The organism is Aeribacillus sp. FSL K6-8394 (genome assembly GCF_038008865.1).
Lineage (GTDB): Bacteria > Bacillota > Bacilli > Bacillales > Aeribacillaceae > Aeribacillus > Aeribacillus composti.
The window spans coordinates 390,030-411,920 of record NZ_JBBPAA010000001.1 but is presented as its reverse complement, the minus strand read 5'-3'; the positions used below and the strand labels follow the sequence as shown (position 1 = coordinate 411,920).

20 protein-coding genes and 1 riboswitch are annotated in these 21,891 nt (G+C 42.7%); of the genes, 4 read left to right on the top strand and 16 right to left on the bottom strand.

Annotated elements, in window-relative coordinates; translation table 11 throughout:
• The first annotated feature begins 743 nt into the window (after positions 1-743).
• The 3 genes from NSR00_RS01850 to NSR00_RS01840 all read left to right on the top strand — a co-directional run bounded on the left by NSR00_RS01850 (position 744) and on the right by NSR00_RS01840 (position 5,597).
• Positions 744-1,112, top strand: coding sequence for a DUF2294 domain-containing protein (locus tag NSR00_RS01850; protein WP_311067132.1), 369 nt, complete (start codon positions 744-746; stop codon positions 1,110-1,112).
• Positions 1,113-1,459: 347 nt separating this feature from the next.
• Entirely contained in the window at positions 1,460-2,959 is a 1,500-nt protein-coding gene (locus NSR00_RS01845; protein ID WP_340789110.1) for an NADH dehydrogenase subunit 5, read from the top strand.
• A complete protein-coding gene (locus tag NSR00_RS01840) occupies positions 2,952-5,597 on the top strand; it encodes a DUF2309 domain-containing protein (RefSeq protein ID WP_340786620.1) in 2,646 nt (881 codons plus the stop codon). Before NSR00_RS01845 ends, NSR00_RS01840 begins: the two co-directional genes overlap by 8 nt.
• A gap of 393 nt (positions 5,598-5,990) precedes the next feature.
• On the opposite strand, the gene NSR00_RS01835 is transcribed toward NSR00_RS01840, so the two are convergent.
• The gene (locus tag NSR00_RS01835) at positions 5,991-6,749 is read right to left on the bottom strand and encodes an SDR family NAD(P)-dependent oxidoreductase (protein WP_311067129.1); all 759 of its coding nucleotides are present in this window, start codon (positions 6,747-6,749) and stop codon (positions 5,991-5,993) included.
• 175 nt (positions 6,750-6,924) lie between these two features.
• Here NSR00_RS01835 and NSR00_RS01830 point away from each other — a divergent pair, with 175 nt between their 5' ends.
• Complete coding sequence (locus NSR00_RS01830; RefSeq protein WP_340786618.1) at positions 6,925-7,776, top strand: methyl-accepting chemotaxis protein; 852 nt, start codon at positions 6,925-6,927, stop codon at positions 7,774-7,776.
• A gap of 1,041 nt (positions 7,777-8,817) precedes the next feature.
• On the opposite strand, the gene NSR00_RS01825 is transcribed toward NSR00_RS01830, so the two are convergent.
• The 15 genes from NSR00_RS01825 to NSR00_RS01755 all read right to left on the bottom strand — a co-directional run bounded on the left by NSR00_RS01825 (position 8,818) and on the right by NSR00_RS01755 (position 21,472).
• Complete coding sequence (locus tag NSR00_RS01825) at positions 8,818-10,113, bottom strand: hemolysin family protein (protein WP_340786616.1); 1,296 nt, start codon at positions 10,111-10,113, stop codon at positions 8,818-8,820.
• 92 nt (positions 10,114-10,205) lie between these two features.
• Complete coding sequence (locus NSR00_RS01820) at positions 10,206-10,565, bottom strand: MerR family transcriptional regulator (protein WP_445659571.1); 360 nt, start codon at positions 10,563-10,565, stop codon at positions 10,206-10,208.
• 329 nt (positions 10,566-10,894) lie between these two features.
• Positions 10,895-11,614 carry an AIR synthase related protein gene (locus NSR00_RS01815; RefSeq protein WP_063389397.1) on the bottom strand — a complete coding sequence of 240 codons (720 nt, stop codon included), beginning with the start codon at positions 11,612-11,614 and terminating at the stop codon, positions 10,895-10,897.
• Positions 11,580-12,089: an ECF transporter S component gene (locus tag NSR00_RS01810; RefSeq protein WP_063389398.1), complete on the bottom strand. Its 510-nt coding sequence runs from the start codon at positions 12,087-12,089 to the stop codon at positions 11,580-11,582. Before NSR00_RS01810 ends, NSR00_RS01815 begins: the two co-directional genes overlap by 35 nt.
• 73 nt (positions 12,090-12,162) lie before the next feature.
• Positions 12,163-12,597: a bifunctional adenosylcobinamide kinase/adenosylcobinamide-phosphate guanylyltransferase gene (locus NSR00_RS01805; RefSeq protein ID WP_340786615.1), complete on the bottom strand. Its 435-nt coding sequence runs from the start codon at positions 12,595-12,597 to the stop codon at positions 12,163-12,165.
• Positions 12,549-13,172, bottom strand: a complete 624-nt coding sequence (locus NSR00_RS01800; protein ID WP_339194974.1) for a histidine phosphatase family protein — start codon at positions 13,170-13,172, stop codon at positions 12,549-12,551. The genes NSR00_RS01805 and NSR00_RS01800 overlap by 49 nt, the downstream gene beginning before the upstream one ends.
• A complete protein-coding gene (gene cobS / locus NSR00_RS01795) occupies positions 13,130-13,927 on the bottom strand; it encodes an adenosylcobinamide-GDP ribazoletransferase (RefSeq protein WP_340786612.1) in 798 nt (265 codons plus the stop codon). The genes NSR00_RS01800 and cobS overlap by 43 nt, the downstream gene beginning before the upstream one ends.
• 1 nt (position 13,928) lies before the next feature.
• Complete coding sequence (locus NSR00_RS01790; RefSeq protein WP_340786610.1) at positions 13,929-14,918, bottom strand: cobyric acid synthase; 990 nt, start codon at positions 14,916-14,918, stop codon at positions 13,929-13,931.
• A complete protein-coding gene (locus tag NSR00_RS01785) occupies positions 14,858-15,430 on the bottom strand; it encodes a nucleotide-binding protein (RefSeq protein ID WP_340786607.1) in 573 nt (190 codons plus the stop codon). Before NSR00_RS01785 ends, NSR00_RS01790 begins: the two co-directional genes overlap by 61 nt.
• Entirely contained in the window at positions 15,427-15,996 is a 570-nt protein-coding gene (locus NSR00_RS01780) for a bifunctional adenosylcobinamide kinase/adenosylcobinamide-phosphate guanylyltransferase (RefSeq protein WP_327855984.1), read from the bottom strand. The genes NSR00_RS01785 and NSR00_RS01780 overlap by 4 nt, the downstream gene beginning before the upstream one ends.
• Entirely contained in the window at positions 15,990-17,069 is a 1,080-nt protein-coding gene (cobD, locus tag NSR00_RS01775) for a threonine-phosphate decarboxylase CobD (protein WP_340786601.1), read from the bottom strand. Before cobD ends, NSR00_RS01780 begins: the two co-directional genes overlap by 7 nt.
• The gene (cbiB, locus tag NSR00_RS01770; RefSeq protein ID WP_340786597.1) at positions 17,029-18,012 is read right to left on the bottom strand and encodes an adenosylcobinamide-phosphate synthase CbiB; all 984 of its coding nucleotides are present in this window, start codon (positions 18,010-18,012) and stop codon (positions 17,029-17,031) included. The genes cobD and cbiB overlap by 41 nt, the downstream gene beginning before the upstream one ends.
• Complete coding sequence (locus tag NSR00_RS01765) at positions 18,009-19,472, bottom strand: adenosylcobinamide amidohydrolase (RefSeq protein WP_340786595.1); 1,464 nt, start codon at positions 19,470-19,472, stop codon at positions 18,009-18,011. The genes cbiB and NSR00_RS01765 overlap by 4 nt, the downstream gene beginning before the upstream one ends.
• A 1-nt stretch (position 19,473) precedes the next feature.
• Positions 19,474-20,535, bottom strand: coding sequence for a FecCD family ABC transporter permease (locus tag NSR00_RS01760; protein ID WP_232515508.1), 1,062 nt, complete (start codon positions 20,533-20,535; stop codon positions 19,474-19,476).
• The gene (locus NSR00_RS01755) at positions 20,498-21,472 is read right to left on the bottom strand and encodes an ABC transporter substrate-binding protein (RefSeq protein ID WP_340786592.1); all 975 of its coding nucleotides are present in this window, start codon (positions 21,470-21,472) and stop codon (positions 20,498-20,500) included. Before NSR00_RS01755 ends, NSR00_RS01760 begins: the two co-directional genes overlap by 38 nt.
• Before the next feature lie 110 nt (positions 21,473-21,582).
• Positions 21,583-21,763: riboswitch (cobalamin riboswitch) on the bottom strand.
• Positions 21,764-21,891 lie beyond the last annotated feature (128 nt).

Sequence of the window (21,891 nt, the reverse complement as noted above, 5' to 3'; positions counted from 1 at the left end):
TCATCAACAACCTTCTTCTATGGGGCTGTCTTAGAAAGTCAAATCCCCATTGAAAACAAAAATTCATAAACACCGATATATCAACGTTTCTAAAACATTCATGGGGGCGTCAATAAGCCGTAAAAATCACTTATTAGACACCCCCTTTCATATCTTCTAGTATATCACCCAAGAAGAAAAATTAGATCATGTTTCAATCGTTTCACCAGATCCTTTATGGTTGAAATACGCTGTTTTAGCGCTCAAAGAATACATCTCGCCGTACAGCTTTGTTTGGTTGGAACATTTTCCGATATTTTTTAGCAGCGAAAACCTGAATCTTTGTCAATGATAAAACGCTGAACAGGTTACATCTCGGATGTTGAAAATTGTTATCGTTCGATGGTTAATGGCTACTGCTTTTTTCGACAACTGGGGACGCGCTCCCTTTTACTCTCTAGAAACCTTAAAAGATGAGTGATGAGTTTCATGAGATATACTCAAATGTCACCCGACTGGGCCTCGGGTAAACGGTGTTCTTATCCATATGCTTTACAATCTCTTTTGGATTCCAAAATTGATGATGGAATTGCCATTTCAAAATGATTGATTCAAACAAAGAATGATTTTTTTCTAGCAGCCAAAGCCGATAATGATTATAATAATGATTATTGATCAAAAAAGGGAATACGAATCGTATCAGTCGTTTTATCATTTTCGAACTTTAATTCCTTGTCATGTACCTGTTAGAGAGGTGAAACATCATGAATCAATCGAAAGGCAGTATCGAGGCTGAAATCAGCAAAGCATTAACAAAATGGGAAAAAGATTTTCTTGGACGCGGATCTGTGTCCGTCAAAACGGATATTTTGCGGGATATGATTATTGTATCGCTGCAAGGTATTCTAACCCCAGCGGAATATGCCCTCTGTGAGTCTAAAGAAGGGATGTTGTCTGTGAAACAAATCCGCTCCAGTTTAGTCGAATCCGGGGTTGATGAGCTGAAAGAGATGATTTTTCAAATTACAGAAGAGCAAGTAAAAAGTTTCCATACGGACCTTAGTACTCAAACCGGGGAGCGAATTATGGTGTTTAAATTGTTTCAAAATTTGGAAAAGAAACTCCTTAAATAAACGTAAACGCTTTTTCTATAATCTCTAAAAAAATACGTGCAATCTTGAAAACGATGATGTATAATGAAAACAACTTTTTTTGAAAAAATACGAGAGAATTGCCAAAGTCGGCAGACCTTCAAAAAACCTACGGAATCTATTAGTAGGTTCGTTGAAGGTAAACCGACAATGTGAAAACTGAAACGGGAGATCTAAGCCAATCGAAATTGGTTTAAGGTAAACCGGCTATCGTCATTTTTAGGCAAAAGACAGTCATTTTCTTAAAAAAGGCTGTTTTGCTTAGAATGACATAGCCGGTTTTTTCTTTCAAAAAGGTTACACAAGAGGAGGAACGAAATTTGCAAGAAATGTTGTTTTTTGGATGGCTGGCAGCATTGATGATCGTGCTCATAAGCGCATTGATTTATCTGCATCCTCGTGTGCCCGACTGGTATGTACATGTTCACGTTTGCCTGCTTCTTTTGCCGATTGCTTCGGCATTCTTCGGGTGGATTTATTCTGGTGCGGAAATAAAAGCCGGACCATGGCGGCTCGACACGATTAGCTGGATGATGGCGATCTATATTTCAACACTCGGCTTTATCATCCAGCGGTTTTCCATTCGATATTTGCATGGGGATCGAGTCTACCGGCTATATTTTCTATTCTTGACATGGACAACCGGCTCTGCCGCCAGCACTTGGATGACTGATGATCTACGCCTGTTTAGCATTTGCTGGGCTATGCCTCTTTTCGGTCTTGTCTTTTTGACGGCTTTAAAAAAAGAATGGCGGCCGGCAAAAGCTGAAGCGGTGCAAATGGGAACAATGTTTTTTGTTTCTTCCCTTGCGGTATGTGCAGTGTCTGTCTTGCTGTTTCATGCGACTGGGGAGTGGAAGTTATCGGGCGCTTTATCAACGGATAAGTTGTCTCATCTTAAATGGTGGGAGACAGCCGGAATAAGCTTACTGCTTATTTTGGCGGCCATCATTCCTGCCGGGCAATGGCCTTTCCACCGTTGGCTGCTTGAATCTGCGGTAACACCGACGCCGGTTTCGGCTGTGATGCACGCCGGTCTTGTCAATGCCGGAGGACTTTTGCTTTGGCATTTCTCACCGTTGTTTACGGATGCAGTCACACACTTTCTCCTTCTTCTAATCGCGTTTATTTCCGTTATGATCGGTACCGGCGTCAGTTTCGTTCAAGTGGATTATAAACGGCAACTAGTCGCCTCAACGATGGCACAAATGGGTATGATGCTTATTCAATGTGCATTAGGCGCTTACGAGGCAGCAGTCATTCATCTTATTTTGCACGGCTTATTTAAAGCGACTTTATTTTTACAGTCCGGATCGGCTGTTCCCCGTCCGGGACATTCGGCACAAACATTGGTGCGCAAAAAAGGACATAGGTTTGTCGGCACGATACTTGGCTTGGCACTTGGATTCGGCTTCTGGGCCGTTTCGCCGGAAGAGCCGGCGCGCCTATTGAGCGCTTTGCTTCTTGGTTCGTCCATGACGATTGCATGGAGCAGATTTGCGCTTTTCCGAGAAGGCCGATGGCTTGGGTTGGCACTAGCAGCGATACTGGCATTTATTTCAGAAGAAGTGCGCAGCGGACTAATGGCCATGCTGCATAAAGTAGAGGCTTCTCACTTTGCGCCTCCGCTTGCCCTTGAATGGTTTGCTTTCATTCTGTTTATTGTTTTCTCATTGGCGTTAACACAGTTCTATAAACACCGTTCTTCCGGTGTTGCTGCCCGATTTTATATGCGGCTTGTCCATTTTAGTGAGCCTAGTCTGCCTGCAGTTGAACGGCACCCCTATTACTTACATGCATATTTGAAGGAGGAGAAGACTCATGAGTAAAACAGTGATTTCACTTGAACGTCCTGAAGAGCAAAGTAAACGAAATAAGAAAGATGTGTCCCGCTCTATTCTTCAGCTCGTGGAACAGGCATGCGATGCAATTGCTCCTCTTTGGCCGATTTCAACATTCATTGCACGGCATCCGTGGATGGAACTTGAACATATGCCGTTTACCGAAGTAGCCGAGCATTTTCAACAAAACCTGCATGTTCACCTGTATCCGACAATGCCGGTTGTACGCAAAGCTCTCTCTAGAGGCGAAATCGATTCCTCCTTCGTTGAAAAACAGCTGGAGAACTGGCTTTCCGAGCAGTCTCTGCCCGTTCATCGCCACAAAGCGGAACAGTTGTGCCGTGCACTTTTGTGGAACGAAACCGTACCGCATCAATGGTTAGATTCACCAGAACTGAACGAGCTGGCGGCGGAAATAGCCGAGTGGATCGGTTCCACAAATGCAGCGGTGGTGAAACCGATTAGCGCCCGTATGAAAAAGCTAGACGAACGGCTTGATCAACAAATGATCAAATGGTGCAAACTATATTTGGATGAAAATCAGGCTGCATGGGCAATGCCATTCCGGGAACAGGGATTCTATCCTGCTTGGCACAAACTTATCCAAAACGATCCGGCTCTTTCAAAAAATGAGCGAAAACGCCTTGCTGACTGGCCGGAAGATGCGGAAACAGCACTGTTGTTTTCGCTGTCGCTGCTTGATATAGACGATGAAAAGGCGAAAGACTATTTAGAATCTCATCTTCTTGCATTGCCGGGATGGGCCGGCATGTTAAAGTGGCGTTCTCAGCAAAGTGGAGAAGGCCTCCAACTGTTAGTTGATTATTTAGCCATTCGTCTTTCGTTAGAATGGGCATTTGCCGCCCCTTACTTGCCGCTGGAACAGGAGAAAAAGGCTGACGTTTCAAGTTTACTTCCCCTTTTGGCCGCCTGGATCCATTGGGGAGGAATATCTGTGGATGAGTGGAGGGAATTGTCGAAAGATGAAATGACATCCTATTTATTGTTTGCCGACCGGTTTTGGCGGATCAATCGTTATCACCTTTGGCTCGAGGCGTGGGAAGAGACGTACGAATCCCGGGTGCAAGAAAAAATTGCATCCCGACCATACATTGAACAAAAAGAGCAGGCCGCCGTCCAGCTTCTTTTCTGCATTGATGTCCGTTCCGAGCCTTTTCGCCGTCATTTAGAGGAATCCGGTCCATTTGAAACGTACGGTTGCGCAGGATTTTTCGGTTTGCCGATCCGAACACGTGAACTTGACAGCGACCATACCCATCCTTCTTGTCCTGCGATCATTGAGCCGCAGCATGAAATTTACGAATCAGCACAAGATGATGCTGCAAAATACCGTCGTCGGCTGAATGTATTTCAGTTCATCGGGGGCACCTTTAAAAAAATGAAAAAACATGCATTAGCGAGTTTATTGCTTCCAGAAATGAGCGGCCCATGGCTTGGTTTGCATACAATCGCCAGAAGCATTGCCCCTAGATGGGCAGGCCATTTTCTCCAGCAAGCTGAAAAAACTGCTGAACGGAAGCCACCAACAAACTTGTCATTGCATTATGAAAAATCTTGTTCATCATCCGGTTTACCCATCGGGTTTACAACGGAAGAACAAGTTCAGTACGTAAAACAATTGTTAACAAATATCGGGTTAACATCGTCTTTTGCCCCCCTTGTCGTTATCTGCGGTCACGAAAGTATGACAACGAATAACCCGTATGCCTCCTCCCTTGATTGCGGGGCGTGCGGCGGAACAGCCGGAGCTTTTAATGCCCGCGTGTTTGCAAGCCTTTGTAACTTGCAGGAAGTTAGAGAAGGCCTGATGAAGGAAGGGATCTTCATTCCAGATGAGACCGTATTTGTGGCAGCGGAACATATCACAACAGTCGACGAACTCTGCTTTCTCGATTTGCCAACCTTATCGAAAAAGGCAGAGCAGTCACTCCATTTACTAAAAGGAAAGCTAGAAGAAGTGAGACAGAAAGCAAACGCCGAACGGCTGGCGAATCTCCCTTGCACTGGCAAGTCGAAAAATCCGGTAACAGAGGCGAGCCGCCGTTCCGTCGATTGGAGCGAAATCCGTCCTGAATGGGGATTAGCTGGAAACGCAGCCTTTATTATCGGCCGCAGGACGCTGACAAAACATTGCCATTTAGACGGGAAAGTGTTTTTACACAGCTATGACTGGCGAAAAGACCAATCCGGCGAAGCACTTGAAAATATCATCTCCGGTCCTGCTACGGTCGGGCAATGGATCAATTTGCAATATTACGCATCAACCGTTGCACCGCATTATTACGGAAGCGGCAGCAAAACGACGCAGACGGTTACAGGTGGATTCGGGGTGATGCAAGGGAATGGGAGCGACTTGCTTTCCGGTCTTCCGTGGCAGTCGGTTGCTTCTTCCGACGGGGAGTTGTTCCATTCCCCCCTTCGTTTACTCTTGATCATTGAAGCACCGCGTTTTTATATCGAGCGGCTGCTTCGGGACAATCCCTTTTTCCGTCAAAAAGTGAAAAACGGATGGCTCCGTCTTTCTTCCATTGAACCTGAAACAGGGGCTTGGTTAAAATGGAAGTTTGATAGGATTCATGGCGAGTTTTATACCGAGCAAATTTAAAAAGTGACCCTTGTGGAGTAGCAAGAATAAAAAGCTATTGAAGCAGTATTAAACCGTTGATTGTTGTCAAGTGGACATATTTATCGTACAGGAACCCTGATCGAAAAAAGTACAGATTGGAACACTCTTCCTTAAATTCTCCGGAGAAGTTTTCTATATTTTTCTAAAACAATCTTGGGTTCATTTTGGAGTTATATTGACTTGATGAACCCGTGATCACTATGTAAAAGGAAGCCGTCTACTCTCCATTCTTTTTTGTAAATGTCAAAGCAAAACATGACGTTTTCAAAAAGTTGTGAAGTGAAAATCAGGGGCTGTCCAAAAAGTCAGGGTAACTGACTTTTTGGACAGCCCCCTTTGCACACAATTATAAAATAAAATTTCAGTTTTAAATTATAATGCTGTCAAGCCGCCGTCAATCGGATACACAGCTCCATTAATAATCTCCGCATCATCTCCAAGCAGGAAAACGACAAGATTTGCGACTTCTTTTGGTGTGCCGTAGCGCTTGGCAGGAATCCCCTCTTTAATGGCAGCTTCTGCTTCTTTTGATCCTTTTGTAAACCGTTCCATCATATTCGTAGCGGTCGGTCCAGGCGCAATAGCATTAATCCGAATATTTTTATCCGCATATTCGCCGGTCGCCGTTTTTGTCAGCCCAATCACTCCGTGTTTTGTAGCAGCATAAGGGCCGACCCCTGGACTTCCTACAAGTCCTGCGTTGGACGCTGTATTAACGATGGAACCTCCACCATTTTCAAGCATAGCTTGAATAACATATTTCAAGCCATAAAAAGCTCCTTTTAAATTGATATTGATTACTTTCTCAAAAGCATCATCCGGATACTCAGCTATAGGCGCAACTGCTCCCTCAACACCGGCGTTGTTAAAGAACATATCGATTTTTCCGAATGCTTTTTTTGTTTCCTCTATGTATCGTTTCACATCCTCAACTTTGCTGACATCCGCTTGAACAAAGATAGCTTTTCCACCTTTTTCTTCAATCTGGCGAACCGTTTCCATGCCGCCTTCTTCTGACAAATCGACTACAGATACAAAAGCCCCCTTGCTGGCCAACAATAAACAAACTTCACGCCCAATTCCGCTGCCGCCGCCAGTGACAATCGCAGATTTGCCTTCAAATTTTGCCATTTTTATATACCTCCCTTTATCAAATTTCAAAAAATTGTTTACATGCATAAAGTATACACCATATTTGACGTCATCAAAAGATTACTTATTTAAAAATTAAAATAAAAATATATCAGCCGATAATAAAAATGTGAATAAAAAAGACCATGTTCAAGCATACAAGGAGGTACACGATTTGGATATCGTCCAAGCAATTATTCAATCCATTCCAATTTTTAAACAAGTTTTGCGAGAGGATATTATGATCACAGTCTTTGATCATGAAAAATATTTATTTTATTCTCCCAGCAAAGATTTAGACTTTGGTCATCAACCCGGTGATCCATTGCCGCCGAAGTATTTGAACTTTCAGATGGTTGACAGGGAAAAGCCGGTTGTCGTCAAAGTCCCCGAAGAAGAATTTGGCATACCGTTTGATAGCATATCCGTGCCTATAAAAGATGAAAACGGCAATGTTATTGCTGCAATAAATGCGGCCATCAGCACTAAAAAGCAGCATTATTTAAAAACCATTATTGATGAAATAGAAAGCTTTTCCCACTCATTATTAGATAAAATACAGCAAATTGTGGCTCATTCTGAAGAACTGTCAGCAACTGCTGATGAAATAACGCAAATTGTGAAAAAAGCAACTGAACATTCCAACAAAGTCGGCAACATAACGAAAATCATAAAAGAGATTAGTGATCAAACAAATCTTTTAGGCTTAAACGCAGCGATAGAAGCTGCTCGCGTTGGCGCTGCCGGTGCTGGATTTGGCGTAGTGGCAAATGAAATACGCAAATTGTCAACAAATACGAAGGAAGAAACAGTAAATATTGAACAAACATTAGACAGCATTCAAGAATACATGAAGCGAATGGAAAATGATTTTAACGAAATATCCCAATCTACACAAGAAGAAGCACAACTAATCACGGAACTAATGGCAGATTTAGAAAATTTAAATCGAGTTTCCAATAAATTAAAAGACTTCATGAAAACCATTTTGGGATACGATAAAGAAGATATAGAAATCAAACAATAATGAGTGGTTCGTTTTCTCAATCGAGTAGGAGGGAGCGATTAACTCCCGTCCTCTCACACCACCGTACGTACGGTTCCGTATACGGCGGTTCAATTAAGATAATTGACGCAAGTTTTCATAACTTCCGTGAATAGCTGTTCTCTTTATGCCAGTGGTCACTCCACCCTCCAAGAGGTCTCCCACGGGATTCACCGCTTCCTCCCTCAAGTGAGGTACTACGTTTTCTGTGTTCATCATGACTCACTGAATGCCAAGGGCTATTCTCTCTTAATTGTTCGGTCCTTCTCAGTTGTTCTAGATCAACTAATACTATGACCTCTGCTGACTTCTGACGGTTCAGCTACTTATCACTAAGTAGGTTATGAAGCGTACTTCACATATCCACCAGACCTCCCCGGGTAAGTACATGCACTTTCACACCATCTATCCGCCTCATTTACTCGATATGACCTTCGACAGAAAGAGCTTTGTTTTGTTTTGCAAACTCACCCAGTGATACCTAGCCTCATATGAAGTTCGTGTTCCGAGAGACCTTAAAGTTTGCCGCTCGCTTCCTTCAGATTCCGCGTCGCCACGGACACCATTGCTCTTGGCTAACCTCTACTTCTGTCTTCGGGGTTCGGGACTTACACCCTATAGTTCATATACATGCCGGGCGCACACATACTGAAAGTAGCCGGCATCCGCCAGCTTTCAGATAAAAATCGAAAAAATATAAAAGCAAGTGGAGAGAAACGAATTGTTTTTCTCCACTTGCTTCATTTTAGGGACTTATCGGACAGCCTTTACTGTTGTTTGGAATCTTTATTCATTCGCCGCTTAAGTTGAAGTTGATAACCATGTTAATGACGAATAAAGAACAAATGGCTTGTATGGAAGAGCTTGTTTCTGAAAATCTCTTCTGCAAAAACAAGATTTTCTTTTATATATAAAAGAATAGTAAAGAATCTCTGCCGCAATGATAGCGGTGGATCTTAATTTGATCTTATTGTTTTTTTATTGTCCTTCAAAAAAGAAAATCTTTAGTACATCTTCGTTATTTCATGATTCTCTTTCAGCAATTTCAACCGTTTTAACATGAAACCCGTCCATGTCTAAAATTTTAAACGAATATTGGTCATAATCAATTTCATCTCCGACTTTCGCATCCATCTTTTGGGTTAAAATCCATCCGCCGATAGTATCAACATCGGACTCTTTAATCTGGAGGCCAAAAATATCATTGACTTCTTCTATCAAAACTTTTCCATCGACAACCGTTTTCGAATCAGTAATTTTCTTAATTTGCGGCGTTTCATCCGCATCGAATTCATCGCGAATTTCCCCGACAATTTCCTCCAAAATATCTTCGACTGTCACTAGACCAGCCGTCCCGCCGTATTCGTCAATTAAAATGGCCATATGAATGCGTTCCATTTGCATTTTAACCAATAGGTCATGGATCGGAATGGTTTCAATGACATGTATGACTGGCCGCACATATTCGCCCACCGTTTTTTCTCCTTGGATACCTTTGACATAGTCGGTGAGCACTTCCTTCATGTTTACGATTCCGATCATATTATCTTTATCGCCGTTAAATACAGGATAGCGCGTATAATGCTCCTCCATGACAATCTCAATGCAGTCTTTTAATTTCATGTCTTTGTCAAAAGCAACAATTTCTGTTCTTGGAACCATGATTTCTTTTGCAATGCGGTTGTCAAACTCAAAAATGTTGTTGACATATTTATATTCAGATTGGTTTATTTCACCGCTCTTATAGCTTTCGGACAAAATAATGCGAAGCTCCTCCTCTGAGTGGGCAATGTCATGCTCCTTAGCTGGTTGTAATCCAAATAATCCTGTCAGCAATCGAGCGGATCCATTTAACGTTTTGATAAACGGTTTCATGATTTTGTCAAAAAGAATGAGCGGGCGGGCAAACCTTAATGTAATTTTTTCCGCCATTTGAATCGCGAAAGTTTTTGGCGCTAATTCCCCAACAACTACATGCAAAAATGTAACTACTGAAAACGCTACAACAAAGGATAATAAGGCTGTTACCGATTCAGGCAGGTTGAAGTATTCAAAAACTGGATGCAATAAATGTTCGACCGTCGGTTCGCCAATCCAGCCTAATCCTAATGCAGTAATCGTAATCCCTAGCTGACAAGCTGATAAATATTCATCTAAATTAGCGATCACCTTTTTAGCTGCAATCGCTTTTTTATTTCCTTCCATCACCAGCTGATCAATTCTAGAAGTACGGACTTTCACGATTGCGAATTCAGAAGCAACAAAAAATGCTGTAAGAGCAATTAAAAGCGCCACAAGCACTAAATTCAATATTTCCAAATATTCTCCTTACTGGTTAAAATCAGTAAGGAATACACCTCCTGTAATCTTTCTTTTATTTAGTATTTTCTTAAAAGAGAATATGATTATGATTAATAAAAAATTACCAGCAACGCCTTCACCAAATTGGCGCTTTGCTTAGACAATTTTTCCATTATGATGGTGCGCTGTTCCCTGTTCATATGATCCATCAGTTGCTGCATGTCTTTTATTTCTTTTTCAAGATTTTGCATAAGTTGGGCAATATGGTCGACATGCATTTCCAAACTTTTATTTGATAGTTTTTTTGATTGCAACATATCAATGATATCTTTAATTTCATAAAGCGGACAGTTCATCTTTTTATACCGCTTCACCATTTCAATCGCTTCAACCGCCTCTTCATCATACAGGCGATAATTGGAATCAGAGCGCCGCGGGTGCAATAAGCCGATCTTTGTATAATAATCGATCGTTCGCTTTGATACGTTCGTTCTCTCGGCTAACTCTCCAATTCTAAAATACTTCCCAATACATTCACCCCTGCTGATAGAATTATTTTTAATTTACAAAAAATTAACCGTACAGTCAACGTTTTAGTTTTGGAAAACAAACAAAAAACTTTTCATTTATGTCTAACTTACTTTCGCAGTTTGATTTTTAGTTCAAGGCCTATTTAGGAACTGTTTCAAAAATAAATTTCATTTTGTAAAAAAATTGGTTAGCAAAATGAAAGTCACTTTCTCCTTTTGGCAAAATACAGGAAACAAGTTAATAGTTTGGGCTCATGATTTTCGAACCCTCATTTTGTATTAAGTTGGAAAAAATGCCCTCCTGCCGCTTTGGCAATGTCTTCGGTTCGGTCTGGATGAAACGAGATTAAAAAACATGTGGCAGGTCCGGCCGATTTTGTTATATCAATTTCTGTTGAAGTGATTTGGCAATAATCTAACTTGTTTTCTTCACAAAGCTTTTTCCATTCATATTGAACTCCTTTTGAGCCGATCGGAACGATTTCAAACACATACGGCAATTCCAATAGTTTTTTTATGATTGGCAGAGGCCCGATTTCATGTTTTTTTTCGATTACTTCGCCTCCGCACAGCGGTTTTCCGATGCAGGCAAATTTCGCATGGCTTGGCGTTTTCCGAACCTTGATGTCTGCTCTTCTCACCTTCCCGATGACCATGATCGCAAAAGCGGACTGAACCATCTTGAAATTGCTTTCTGTGCTTCCGGTTATGGGAATCGGTTCGCACTTAAGTTCCGAGAAAAGGGTTTGACAGCCTTTTTGCAAATGAGACCATTCTTCTTCACCGATGAGGTTTTGCATGACGATAGCAAGAGGCTTTGCCCCTACTGTTAAACATTCGGATAAAGCTACTCTTAAACCATAATAAGCGACCGTTTCATAATCAACTTTGACGTAATCGAACAATTTTTGTCCCACACCGCCGGAATTGTCAGCGGCAATCACAAGATCTTCATCATTTGATATCGGAATCATGATAACGTCTCTCATGGCGGTGAACCCCTTTTTGTTTTTCTAAAATAGGAACAAGTTTTATGGTTACGATATGACCAATCATTAAATTGATGGCTGTACCGATGACCAATCCCGGCAGCAACCCGAAATAAAAGCCTTTCCCGATCAGAAAGGAAAAAGGAACTGCAGCTAAAAAACCATTGGCGATAAAAAAGAAAACGGCTGCTGCGTATTTGTTTTTTCTGTAAATCACCCCAAATGCCCAAACAAGCAAAAACATTTCGACTGCAATCATTGCATGAAGCGCTCCTAACGGAAAACCAGCGAGATAGCTTGACATGATATGGCCAAAGAAAGCCGCAACAGCTCCCGCAACCGGTCCTAATAGAACAGCGGCCACTAGGGCTGGAAATGAATCAAGCGCAACACTTGAAATATATGCGGGAATTTTTATAAATGCCCCGACAACGGAAAGGGCAATAAACATTATCAAATACGCATATTGTTTCATTCTGTTCCCTCTTTCTTTTTAATTGCGCAATCTTCCCATTAATATAACGAATGAAAGAATTTTAACCGTACTTTTATTTTAATCTTTCACTGATTCCATACCAAATCATATCGACGCGTCCTGCTTTCGCAATCAATTGTTGGAGGCAGCTCCCGCATGCATCCCGCCACTTGCGTTCCAATGGGTCAATTGGAACAACGCCTTTTGTCATATCATTGGCAATAATAATGACTATTCCTCTCTTTTTTACTTCCCACTCACGCCAGTTGAAAATCATCTTTTCCCACTTTTTTTGCCAGTCCGACGATTGATCGATCAGATGAAAAATATATTGTTCAATTCCTTCAATGACCGTTATTTTTTGAAAATGCTCCGTCTCATAAATTTCAGATATTTTGGCATTATTCACGTAGCCGCAAAACCATTTGCAAGCGCCGGATTGCAGCCGGTAATGCTCTTTCACCCATTTTCTTTTTCCGTTGAACGCTCCGCCGACAACAACATGCACCGCTTTCCCCTCCTTACATCTGTCCGCTTTCCTGTCAATGAACAATACGCTCCATGATCCAAGCGCCATTGCCAATATGATGATCCTTCGGGTCCATACCGATAAAGGATCTCGCGAATGACGCCGCCATGAGTGATCATTGCAATGTGGGAAATGGTTTCATCAAAAAAATAGGTGACCGTCTTTTCCCAGCCTCTTTTGACCCTTTCTGAAAAGGTTGGATACGATTCTCCGTTTGGCACTTCAAGATGCAGCATATCGCGAAGCCAGCTTTGATAGCGGGCATCTCCTTTCAGTTCGGAATAGGTTTTCTGTTCCCAATCGCCGAAATTCATTTCCCTGAGTTCTTTTAAGGCAACGAATTTTTGTTTTGGGTAAATGATGCCGGCCGTTTCTGCGGCGCGTTGCAAATCGCTTGCTATTACCAGATCAGGAGCTTTTGGATAATGGCTTTTTTCCAAAGCTTTTTTTCCTTCTTCACACAGCGCTTCATCCGTCCAGCCGATATAGCGTTTTTGTCTATTTGCTTCTGTCAACCCATGACGTATAAGAGTAACAACCACGTTACCATCCATAAAACTGTCTCACTCCCTTCAATCACTGCTCCAAAGGAATCTCCTGTTAAGCCGCCGAACGATTGAAGGAAAAACCGGCGGGCGTACATATAAAGAAAAATAGACGATAAGGCCATCAAAAGATAAACGGCTGGTAAACCCGGGATCATGGGGACGGCGATGAAAAAACATAACAAATAACCGATCAGAACGGCGAAATCTTTTTTGGCAAGCGTTTTAGCAAACAAGTACCCAAGCCCTTCCCGTTTCGCCATTCCCGGACCATCAATCATTAGAGCGCAAACGATGAGACGGGAAAAAAACGGAATGAACACAGCAAACCAAAAATTGTCGATTGCGCCGATGATTTCCGCCATAAACAAAAAGCGAAAAGCTAACAAAAACAGCAGCGCCAACACCCCAAACGTTCCCACTCTGGGATCCTCCATAATCTTCAGCCTTTTTTCCTTGTCGCGATAAGAAAAATAGGCATCCGCTGTATCTGTAAAACCGTCAAGATGAATGCCGCCCGTTATCGCCACAAAATAGAATAAAAGAAAAAGAGCGCAAGCCCAATTGGACAATGGTGTCCAAAATTTTGCCATATACATGATCAAACTGCCTGTCAAACCGATGAAAGCCCCGATCATCGGCATACTTAACACCGCAAATTTGAGCCGTTTCTCATCTATTGCAAACTCCTTTTGAACCGGAATGATTGTGAAAAACTGAAGCGCAAGAAAAAAACCCTCCATTATTTGTCTGGCTGTTCTCATCTCATTTCCCCCACGATTGAATGATGTTGAGCAAATCATCCATATGAATATGGTTTTGAACATGTCGGGCAATCTGTTCATACTTTTTTGTTTTTTCCTTTTTCAACCATTTTACTTGCTTTTTTTCAAGTCCTTTCCGTTCTCGAATCCTGTTGAGCCATTCCGTGCGGAATTCGTCATTGAAAAAAATATGGTGGAAATATGTTCCAATCACCCTTCTAGAGTCAATTACCGCGCCATCCGTCCCGTCCGAAAGCTTCATAAAAGGCACAGCTTGTGGTCCAATCAGTTCGGTTACGCCTAAATGAATTTCATACCCTTCCACGAAAAACTGGGGAAAACCTGATTGCGGATGAATAATTCCTTTGTTCCGCACCGTTTTTTTCTCATGATAAAAAGTTGTGCCCACTGGGAGGATGTTGAATCCTTCTTCATAACGTCCTTTCACCCCTGTATCCGATCCGGCTTTATCATACAAGTATCTTGAAAGCATTTGATAACCGCCGCAAATGCCGATGATCGTTCCGCCCGTTTCGTTGTATGCTTTAATCTTTTGAGCCAAGCCGCTATTTTTCAATTGTTGCAGATCGTGAATCGTGCTTCTCGTTCCCGGAATCACGAGGGCATCCGGTTCGCCGAATTCATCTGGGCCGGACACAAGTCGGATGGAAACATCTTCTTCAAATAAAAACGGCTCAACGTCCGTATAATTGGATATATAGGGGAGCTTTACCACCGCAATGTCGATTACTCTCCTGTTTTGGTTGGCAAATCGTTTGGCAAGCGACAAAGAATCTTCGCCTTCGATCATATGTCCGGAAACATAAGGGACCACCCCTAATACTTTGATGCCCGTCCGTTCCTCCAGCCATTGCACACCGGGTTGAAACAAGCTGAGATCTCCTCGGAATTTGTTGATGATAATCCCCTTTACCCGGCTACGTTCTTCTTCGGAAAAAAGTTCAAGCGTCCCGATAATGCTGGCAAACACGCCGCCCCGATCGCGATATCTGCCACCAGTATCACCGGAACGTCGGCCAGTTCGGCCACTTTCATGTTGACAAGTTCCCTGTCTTTCAAGTTGATTTCAACAGGACTTCCTGCCCCTTCCATCACGAGAAAATCATATTGTTCCGACAGCTTTTCCAGTGAAAGCTGAATCGCTTCCAGCCCTTTTAGATAAAATTTTTCACGGTAAGCTTGACCGCCTAATGTTTCATAGCTTTTGCCAAGTAAGACGATTTCTGAAGTGCAATCGCTTTTCGGTTTCAAGAAAATCAGGTTCATATAGACGGAGGCCGCCGTGCCGGCGGCTTCTGCCTGAATTCCTTGAGCCCTGCCGATCTCCCTTCCATCCAATGTGACATATGAGTTGTTTGACATATTTTGTGATTTAAACGGAGCAACCTTGTAGCCAAGTTGGTGAAAAATAGCACAAAATGCCGTGGCAATGAAACTTTTGCCAACATCAGAAGCCGTTCCCTGAATCATGATCCCTTTCATTGTAGTTCTCCCTTCATAGCAACTGGAATGCCGAATTCCATTCTGACCGCCAAATCCGCACGTTCAACGATTTGTTGATGGAGATGGCCGAGAAGGCGAACATATTGGAACACTGCATTTGACCGCGCTGGAAATTCCCAGTTGACCTCATTGGAGACGATGCAAAATAGCTCGCAGCTTTTTTGCAGCTCAGAAAGATCACGGATGATTTTTTCCAACACATATTGGCGAAAAGAAGCGGCCTGCCATCGTTCACCATGTTGTTCATGAAAAAAAAGTTCGTTCGTCAACAACGTTGTTAAACAGTCTAGCAGCACAAAATCATTTTTTTGCAGTTTTTCGGACAACTTGCCTACATCATTCGTCTGTTCAATTGCCAGCCATTTTTCTTTGCCTTGGGCTCTTTTTAGCTGGTGTTGCAATATTCGTTTTGTCATTTCTTCGTCTGATGGAAAAGAGGTTGCAATATAAACAAGGCGGTTGGCCTGATTCTTTTTAGCCGTCAAATAATGTTCTGCCCACGAACTTTTCCCGCTTCTCACCCCGCCGGTCACAAAGATCAACACTTGTCCTTCCACTCCTTAAGCGCTGAAAGAAGCCGGTCGTTTTCTTCTTTTCTCTTAACCGCCAAACGAATGTATTTGCCGGACAGCCCGTTGAAATTGTATGTATGTCTAGGCACTATACCTCTTTCCAATAAAAAGCGGATCAAAGGCAGCATATCTTTTTTTGGCTGCTCTCTTAACAAATAAAAATTGACAGAGCTGTCCGCCACCACAAAACCAAGTTCATGGAGATGTTCAAACATTCGCTTCCGTTCTTGAGAGATCATTCTTTTTGTTTTTTTAACATAGTCTTCGTCCTTTAATGCTTCTATTCCCGCCCTCTGTCCAATGGCGTTGACGCTCCAATGCACCTGAAATTTTTTTAGTCTCTGGATGACCGTTTCATCGGCAAACAAAAAGCCGAGTCTTAAACCTGCAATGGCATACATTTTGGTCAAAGAACGCAAAATGATTACATTGGAAAAAGATGATAAACAATTCAGAATTGATACGTTTTCCAAGGCGAAATCATAGAATGCTTCGTCCAGAACGACAAACGCATGCTTCTTTTTGGCATCTTGAATAATTTCCAATAATGCTTCCCGGTTAAATACTTTGCCTGTCGGATTGTTGGGGTGGCAGAGGAAAACCGCTTTTTTCCCGGAAAGAGCCGTTTTTAGCTCCTCAACGTTCAACTCCCAATTCTCTTCCTCTTTTAAAACATAGAATGAAATCCTCTTTGAGAACGGTTCGCATGCTTTTCGGTATTCTGAAAATGCCGGTTCCACGATCAAAACGTCTTCATTTTGCAGCAAGGCGGCTGCAATGATAAAAATAAGTTCAGCGGCACCGTTTCCGATTAATATATTTTCAGGCGAAACATTTTCCTTTCCGGCAATTACCGCTCGCAATTCCGCCATATCAGGATCTGGATAATCGGCAACAAACGGAAAAAAGCGATCCCAGTTTTTGCGGATGCATTCAGGCGGGCCGAAAGGATTGATGTTGACGCTGAAATCGATGATGTTTTCCGGCATCCGGATGTTCAATGATTTATAAAGATAAGATGGATTGGCTCCATGTGATGGCAGCATCGAAGCATACACCTCCGATCATGAAAAATAGCAAGAAAAACCTGTCTGTTTTTTTCATAATATCAATAGCATCGTGAATATGTTTTGCTTCTAGCGAATAAACCCCGTCTCCCAATTTAGGGCGATTAGAAATTTTCCCTTGATAACGGTTGATTCCCCCTAATGATACACCCAGCAAAGCAGCCATGGCGCTTTCAAGAAATCCGCTGTTGGGGCTGGGGTGTTTGCGCGCATCCCTTTTCAGAATGGAAAAGCATTCCCGTTTTTGAATCCCTTTTGCCGGATGATTGACAAGTACCATGATGAAAGCTGTCAGACGGCTCGGAAGGTAATTCAACAAATCGTCCAGCTTGGCGGAAGCAAACCCGAATTCAGCGAACTTCTCGTTTTGATAGCCTACCATCGAATCCGCAGTATTGACGACCCTGTACAAAACCGCAAAAGGAGCTCCGCCGAACAGCGCCCAAAAAAGCGGAGCGGTAATGCCATCGCTCGTATTTTCCGCTACCGTTTCCACCGTTCCCCGAACGATTTCCGATTCTGGCAAATCTGCCGTATCGCGGCCGACAATCCATGACAGCTTTTCTCTTGCCGAAACGAGATTTTTTTGGCAAAGCGGTTCATAAACTGCCAAAGCTGCTTCCCGCAAACTTTTTTCCGCTATCATAAAAGAAATGATCACCGCTTCCGCAAAAATGCCCGCTGCTGGGTGAAGCCTAGAGAAAAATGACACAATTGAAAAAGCGGCCAGCATAAAAAATAAACCGACCAGCATGATCATCGCCATACCTTTTTCTTTCTTAAAGCGCCCTTTGTTGAGGCGCCGTTCGCAAAACGCAATAGACCAGCCAAACAAGCGGACGGGATGGGGGGCATTTTTCGGATCACCGATGATTTGATCGATCACAAACGCCAGCATGATCGCAATTACATGTTCTGTCATGTCCTTCCCCTTCTTTTTTGATTTAGCTGAATCGCTTGAATTGTACTCTCATATACCCCCCTGCCGATCAATCTTCCAAGTGTTGTGATCGTGCCAGCGTGCTGATGAAAAATGCCCTTTTGCGTGGCCGCCACCAATATGCTGTCTGTGGAAGTGCCTGTTGCAATCGTATTGGAGACAGGATCCAACACTTTTTCATCAGCCAGCGCCTTCGTTTTGGCTTCTGTTGCCGTCATCACACTTTCAATAAATGCTTGATCAGATAACCGTCCGTTTATCAAAATCCATGTATTGATCGTCCCTGAAGCTATGCCATTCCGTTTTATACTATTTGCTGCATCCACTGCATTGGAAAGTCCTGCTGTCACAACAATGACAACGGAGACTCCTTCTGCTTCAAGCTCGCTGACTACTCCATCTTCCAAACAAGCCGCTGTCATCATGGCGACTGTTGCATGTTGATCAAACCCGTTTTTCTGCAGAAAATCGGCCATTTCCGAACGGCTGTCTTGACAATTGTAGCTTTTATCGACATGACGGTTGACAAAAGTGCTGTGCCAGCCAAATCCTCCGCCAATAATGGCAGATGAAAGGGTTTTGAGCGGTGATGCCGCTTTTAAATAGATCAGTTCCTTCGTCTGAACAATGTCCCTTTTTGTCACTTTATATGTTTCTTCCTGTTTCTGTTCGGGTATAATCAGCATTTGCGGGCGGGCAAGCTCCGGATGTGATTGTTTGACAATCGAAACACCATACACCTGTTCAATCGTTTTTTCGTTCATCACGACAGATGAATTATCAACGGCAACCGCTTTTCCATCTTTTAATAACAGCAGTTTGTCACAATAAAGGCTTGCTAAATTCAAATCATGAAAAATTGAGACAACCGTTAATCCATTTGATTGTGTCCAATTTTTCAACTGATCAAGCATGATTTTTTGATGGGAAATATCAAGATGGTTCGTGGGTTCATCTAATAAAAGCAAAACGGGGTTTTGTGCAAGAGCCTGCGCTAAAAAAACCCTCTGTTTTTCCCCGCCGCTTAATTCATTGATCGCTTTATTTTTTAAGTGGGAAATATTCGTCTGCTCCATGGTCTTTTGGATGATTTGTTCATCTTCTCCCGTCAACCGCTTGAAGAAACCCGTTTGAAAAGGATAACGGCCGAGCGCCACTGTCTCCAAAACGGTATAATCAAACATTTGCGTTGGGATTTGCGGCAATGAAGCGATGTTTTGCGCCAATTTTTTCGGAGAATAAGCAGAAAGAGGTTTGCCGGCAAGCTCGATCGTCCCGCTTTTAACCGGAAGAATCCCGCTGATCATTTTTAATAGTGTCGTCTTTCCGCTCCCGTTCGGCCCCAAAATGCCAAATATTTCCCCTTTTTTTACTGAGAAGGAAAGGTTTTCGATAATCTTTCGTTCTTGATAGCCTCCCGAAATGTTCTTGACTTGCAGCATGTTACCCTCTTCTTTCCATTCTTTGTTTCATTAAAATAAAGGCAAAGCTGGGAGCGCCGATCAAAGCCGTGATCACACCGATCGGAAGTTCTGTCGGCGACACGATCGTTCTTGAAACGAGATCCGCCAAAATTAAAAAAGCGGCGCCAAAAATGGCGGACAGAGGGAGAAGATGGCGATAATCACTTCCCCAAAGCAGCCTGTTTACATGTGGGATGACAAGACCGACAAACCCAATCGTTCCGCTGATGGCAACGGCCGCACCGGCTAAACAAGAGGATGATGCCAAAATAAACAGCTTTCTCCTTTTTACATGGACCCCAAGTTGCTTCGCCTTTTCTTCGCCAAAGGACAGAGCGTTTAATTCTGTTCCGTTTACAAAAATCAAAATGGACCCGATTAAAAAAAACGGCAAAAGCATCAATACGTATCCCCAGCCGCGCATCGCAACGCTTCCTAACAGCCAGTTGACAATTTGTCGCAATTCTTCTCCTGTCAGGGCAATCATCAGCGAAATGAAAGCACTTAAAAAGGAACTTAAAATAATTCCGGTCAGCACAATCGTTTCAATCCTCATCGTTTTTTCAATGAAATTGGCGAACAAAATCACAGCCAAAATCGTTAAAAAACCCATAAAAATGCTGACAACCGGCAAAGTGAATGAGCCGAAAAAAGGAATTTGAATGCCGAAAAAAAGAACAAGTACAGCACCTAAAGAAGAACCTGATGAAACACCGAGCGTATAAGGATCTGCCAAAGGGTTTTGCAAAAGCCCTTGATAACAAGCCCCCGCCATTGCAAGCGAGGCTCCGACAAGTCCGGCTAAAACGACACGAGGAAGTCGAATATCAAGCACAATGCTTTTCATGCTTTCATCAATGTCCGGCGCCAAACCGGTATGAAACAGTTGATTGAAAATTATTTGGAAAATATCCTTAAACGTGATGTGAAACGTTCCGATAGAAATTCCTAAAAAGACGGAAAAAATAAGAAAACAAGCGGTCGCCGTATAGGCGACCACATGTTTATTTTTTGTAGACATCCGGATAAATTGCTTTCGCAAGTTCTTCTACTCCTTCAACCAATCTTGGGCCTGGGCGGCTCACCAAGTCGGAATGCACATCGTAAACCCGTTTATTTTTCACCGCTGATACATTTTCCCATCCTTTGCGTGCCAACACCTGGTCAACAGCTTTATCGACGTAATAGCCGTATGTCGTCACAATGACGTCTGGGTTCAGTTTTACAACGGCTTCTTCCGTCATTTGCGGCCAGCCTTCTTGATCGCCCGCTGCATTTTTTGCTCCAATGATCGTTAGCATTTCATCCATAAACGTTCCTTTTCCCGTCGTATAGATTTGTGGTGCGGGATTCACTTCGACAAAAACAGACACTTTTTGATCATCCGGAATCGTTTTTCCTTTTTCTTGAATATCCGCCAGTTTCGTTTTCATCTCAGCCACAATATCTTCGGCTTTGTCACTTGTCCCTGTAATTTTGCCGATTGTTTGGATGGAGTCATACACTTTATCAAATGATTGGGCATCTTCGACTACAAAAACATTTATTCCTGCATCTTTCAGCTGCTTCAGCCCTTCCTGCGAGTTATGGGCGCTGGAAGCATGCGCTAAAACAAGATCCGGTTTTAAAGAAATAATTTTTTCAACATTAAATTCCATCCCGCCAACCTTTTCTTTGTTTTGAACATCTTCCGGATAGTTGTCATTATCACTTACACCGACAATTTGTTCACCCAACCCTAAAGCATAGGCAATTTCAGTATTGCTTGGAATTAGCGAAACAATCCGCTCCGGTTTTTCGCTTATCGTCACCTCATTTCCTAAACCGTCCTTGACCTTCACCGGAAATTGTGAAGCCGTCTCTTCCGTCTTTTGATTGCTTTTGTTTTCAGACGGCTCTGATGTATTTTGTTGGCCGCATCCAGCCGTAATTCCAAATAGAAGTAATAAGGCTAAAAATAGTGCAGATAATTTTTTCATCATTTTCCTCCTCCAATAAAAAACATCTTCTTTTTTTGATAAGAAGATGTCTGAAAACAAGCATATCGCTTTGTTCTGTTTTCAAACACCTCCCTATCCTCGTAGGGTTTTTAGGCGTGTTCAAACAGGCAGGTCTCCTGGCTCATGGTCATCGCTCCCTGAACCTTCCCGTAGACACAGTGGCATTTTCAGGTTGCTCCCATTCACAGTGGCGGGACCGCGTTGGATTTTCACCAAACTTCCCTTTTAAGCTGGCAGCTATGTGCCGGCACCTGTTTGCTTTTCGGTATAATGTTATGACGAAATGTATTATACATGATTTGATTGAATTCTGGTAGGAAGAAAATGCAAAAAATCGACAAATTAACCTAAATGTTTTGGATTTCGATACAGTTTTCGCTAAAAATAAAATTTTTTTG

Excerpts from the sequence above, each read along its gene's own strand:
- NSR00_RS01765 (WP_340786595.1), bottom strand. The coding sequence starts at position 19,472 with ATGCTGCAAGTCAAGAACATTTCGGGAGGCTATCAAGAACGAAAGATT.
- cbiB (WP_340786597.1), bottom strand. The coding sequence starts at position 18,012 with ATGACAGAACATGTAATTGCGATCATGCTGGCGTTTGTGATCGATCAA.
- cobS (WP_340786612.1), bottom strand. The coding sequence starts at position 13,927 with ATGAGAACAGCCAGACAAATAATGGAGGGTTTTTTTCTTGCGCTTCAG.
- NSR00_RS01785 (WP_340786607.1), bottom strand. The coding sequence starts at position 15,430 with ATGAAAGGGATCATGATTCAGGGAACGGCTTCTGATGTTGGCAAAAGT.
- NSR00_RS01810 (WP_063389398.1), bottom strand. The coding sequence starts at position 12,089 with ATGAAACAATATGCGTATTTGATAATGTTTATTGCCCTTTCCGTTGTC.
- NSR00_RS01815 (WP_063389397.1), bottom strand. The coding sequence starts at position 11,614 with ATGAGAGACGTTATCATGATTCCGATATCAAATGATGAAGATCTTGTG.
- NSR00_RS01840 (WP_340786620.1), top strand. The coding sequence starts at position 2,952 with ATGAGTAAAACAGTGATTTCACTTGAACGTCCTGAAGAGCAAAGTAAA.
- NSR00_RS01850 (WP_311067132.1), top strand. The coding sequence starts at position 744 with ATGAATCAATCGAAAGGCAGTATCGAGGCTGAAATCAGCAAAGCATTA.
- NSR00_RS01835 (WP_311067129.1), bottom strand. The coding sequence starts at position 6,749 with ATGGCAAAATTTGAAGGCAAATCTGCGATTGTCACTGGCGGCGGCAGC.
- cobD (WP_340786601.1), bottom strand. The coding sequence starts at position 17,069 with ATGCTGCCATCACATGGAGCCAATCCATCTTATCTTTATAAATCATTG.
- NSR00_RS01845 (WP_340789110.1), top strand. The coding sequence starts at position 1,460 with ATGTTGTTTTTTGGATGGCTGGCAGCATTGATGATCGTGCTCATAAGC.
- NSR00_RS01755 (WP_340786592.1), bottom strand. The coding sequence starts at position 21,472 with ATGAAAAAATTATCTGCACTATTTTTAGCCTTATTACTTCTATTTGGA.
- NSR00_RS01800 (WP_339194974.1), bottom strand. The coding sequence starts at position 13,172 with ATGGATGGTAACGTGGTTGTTACTCTTATACGTCATGGGTTGACAGAA.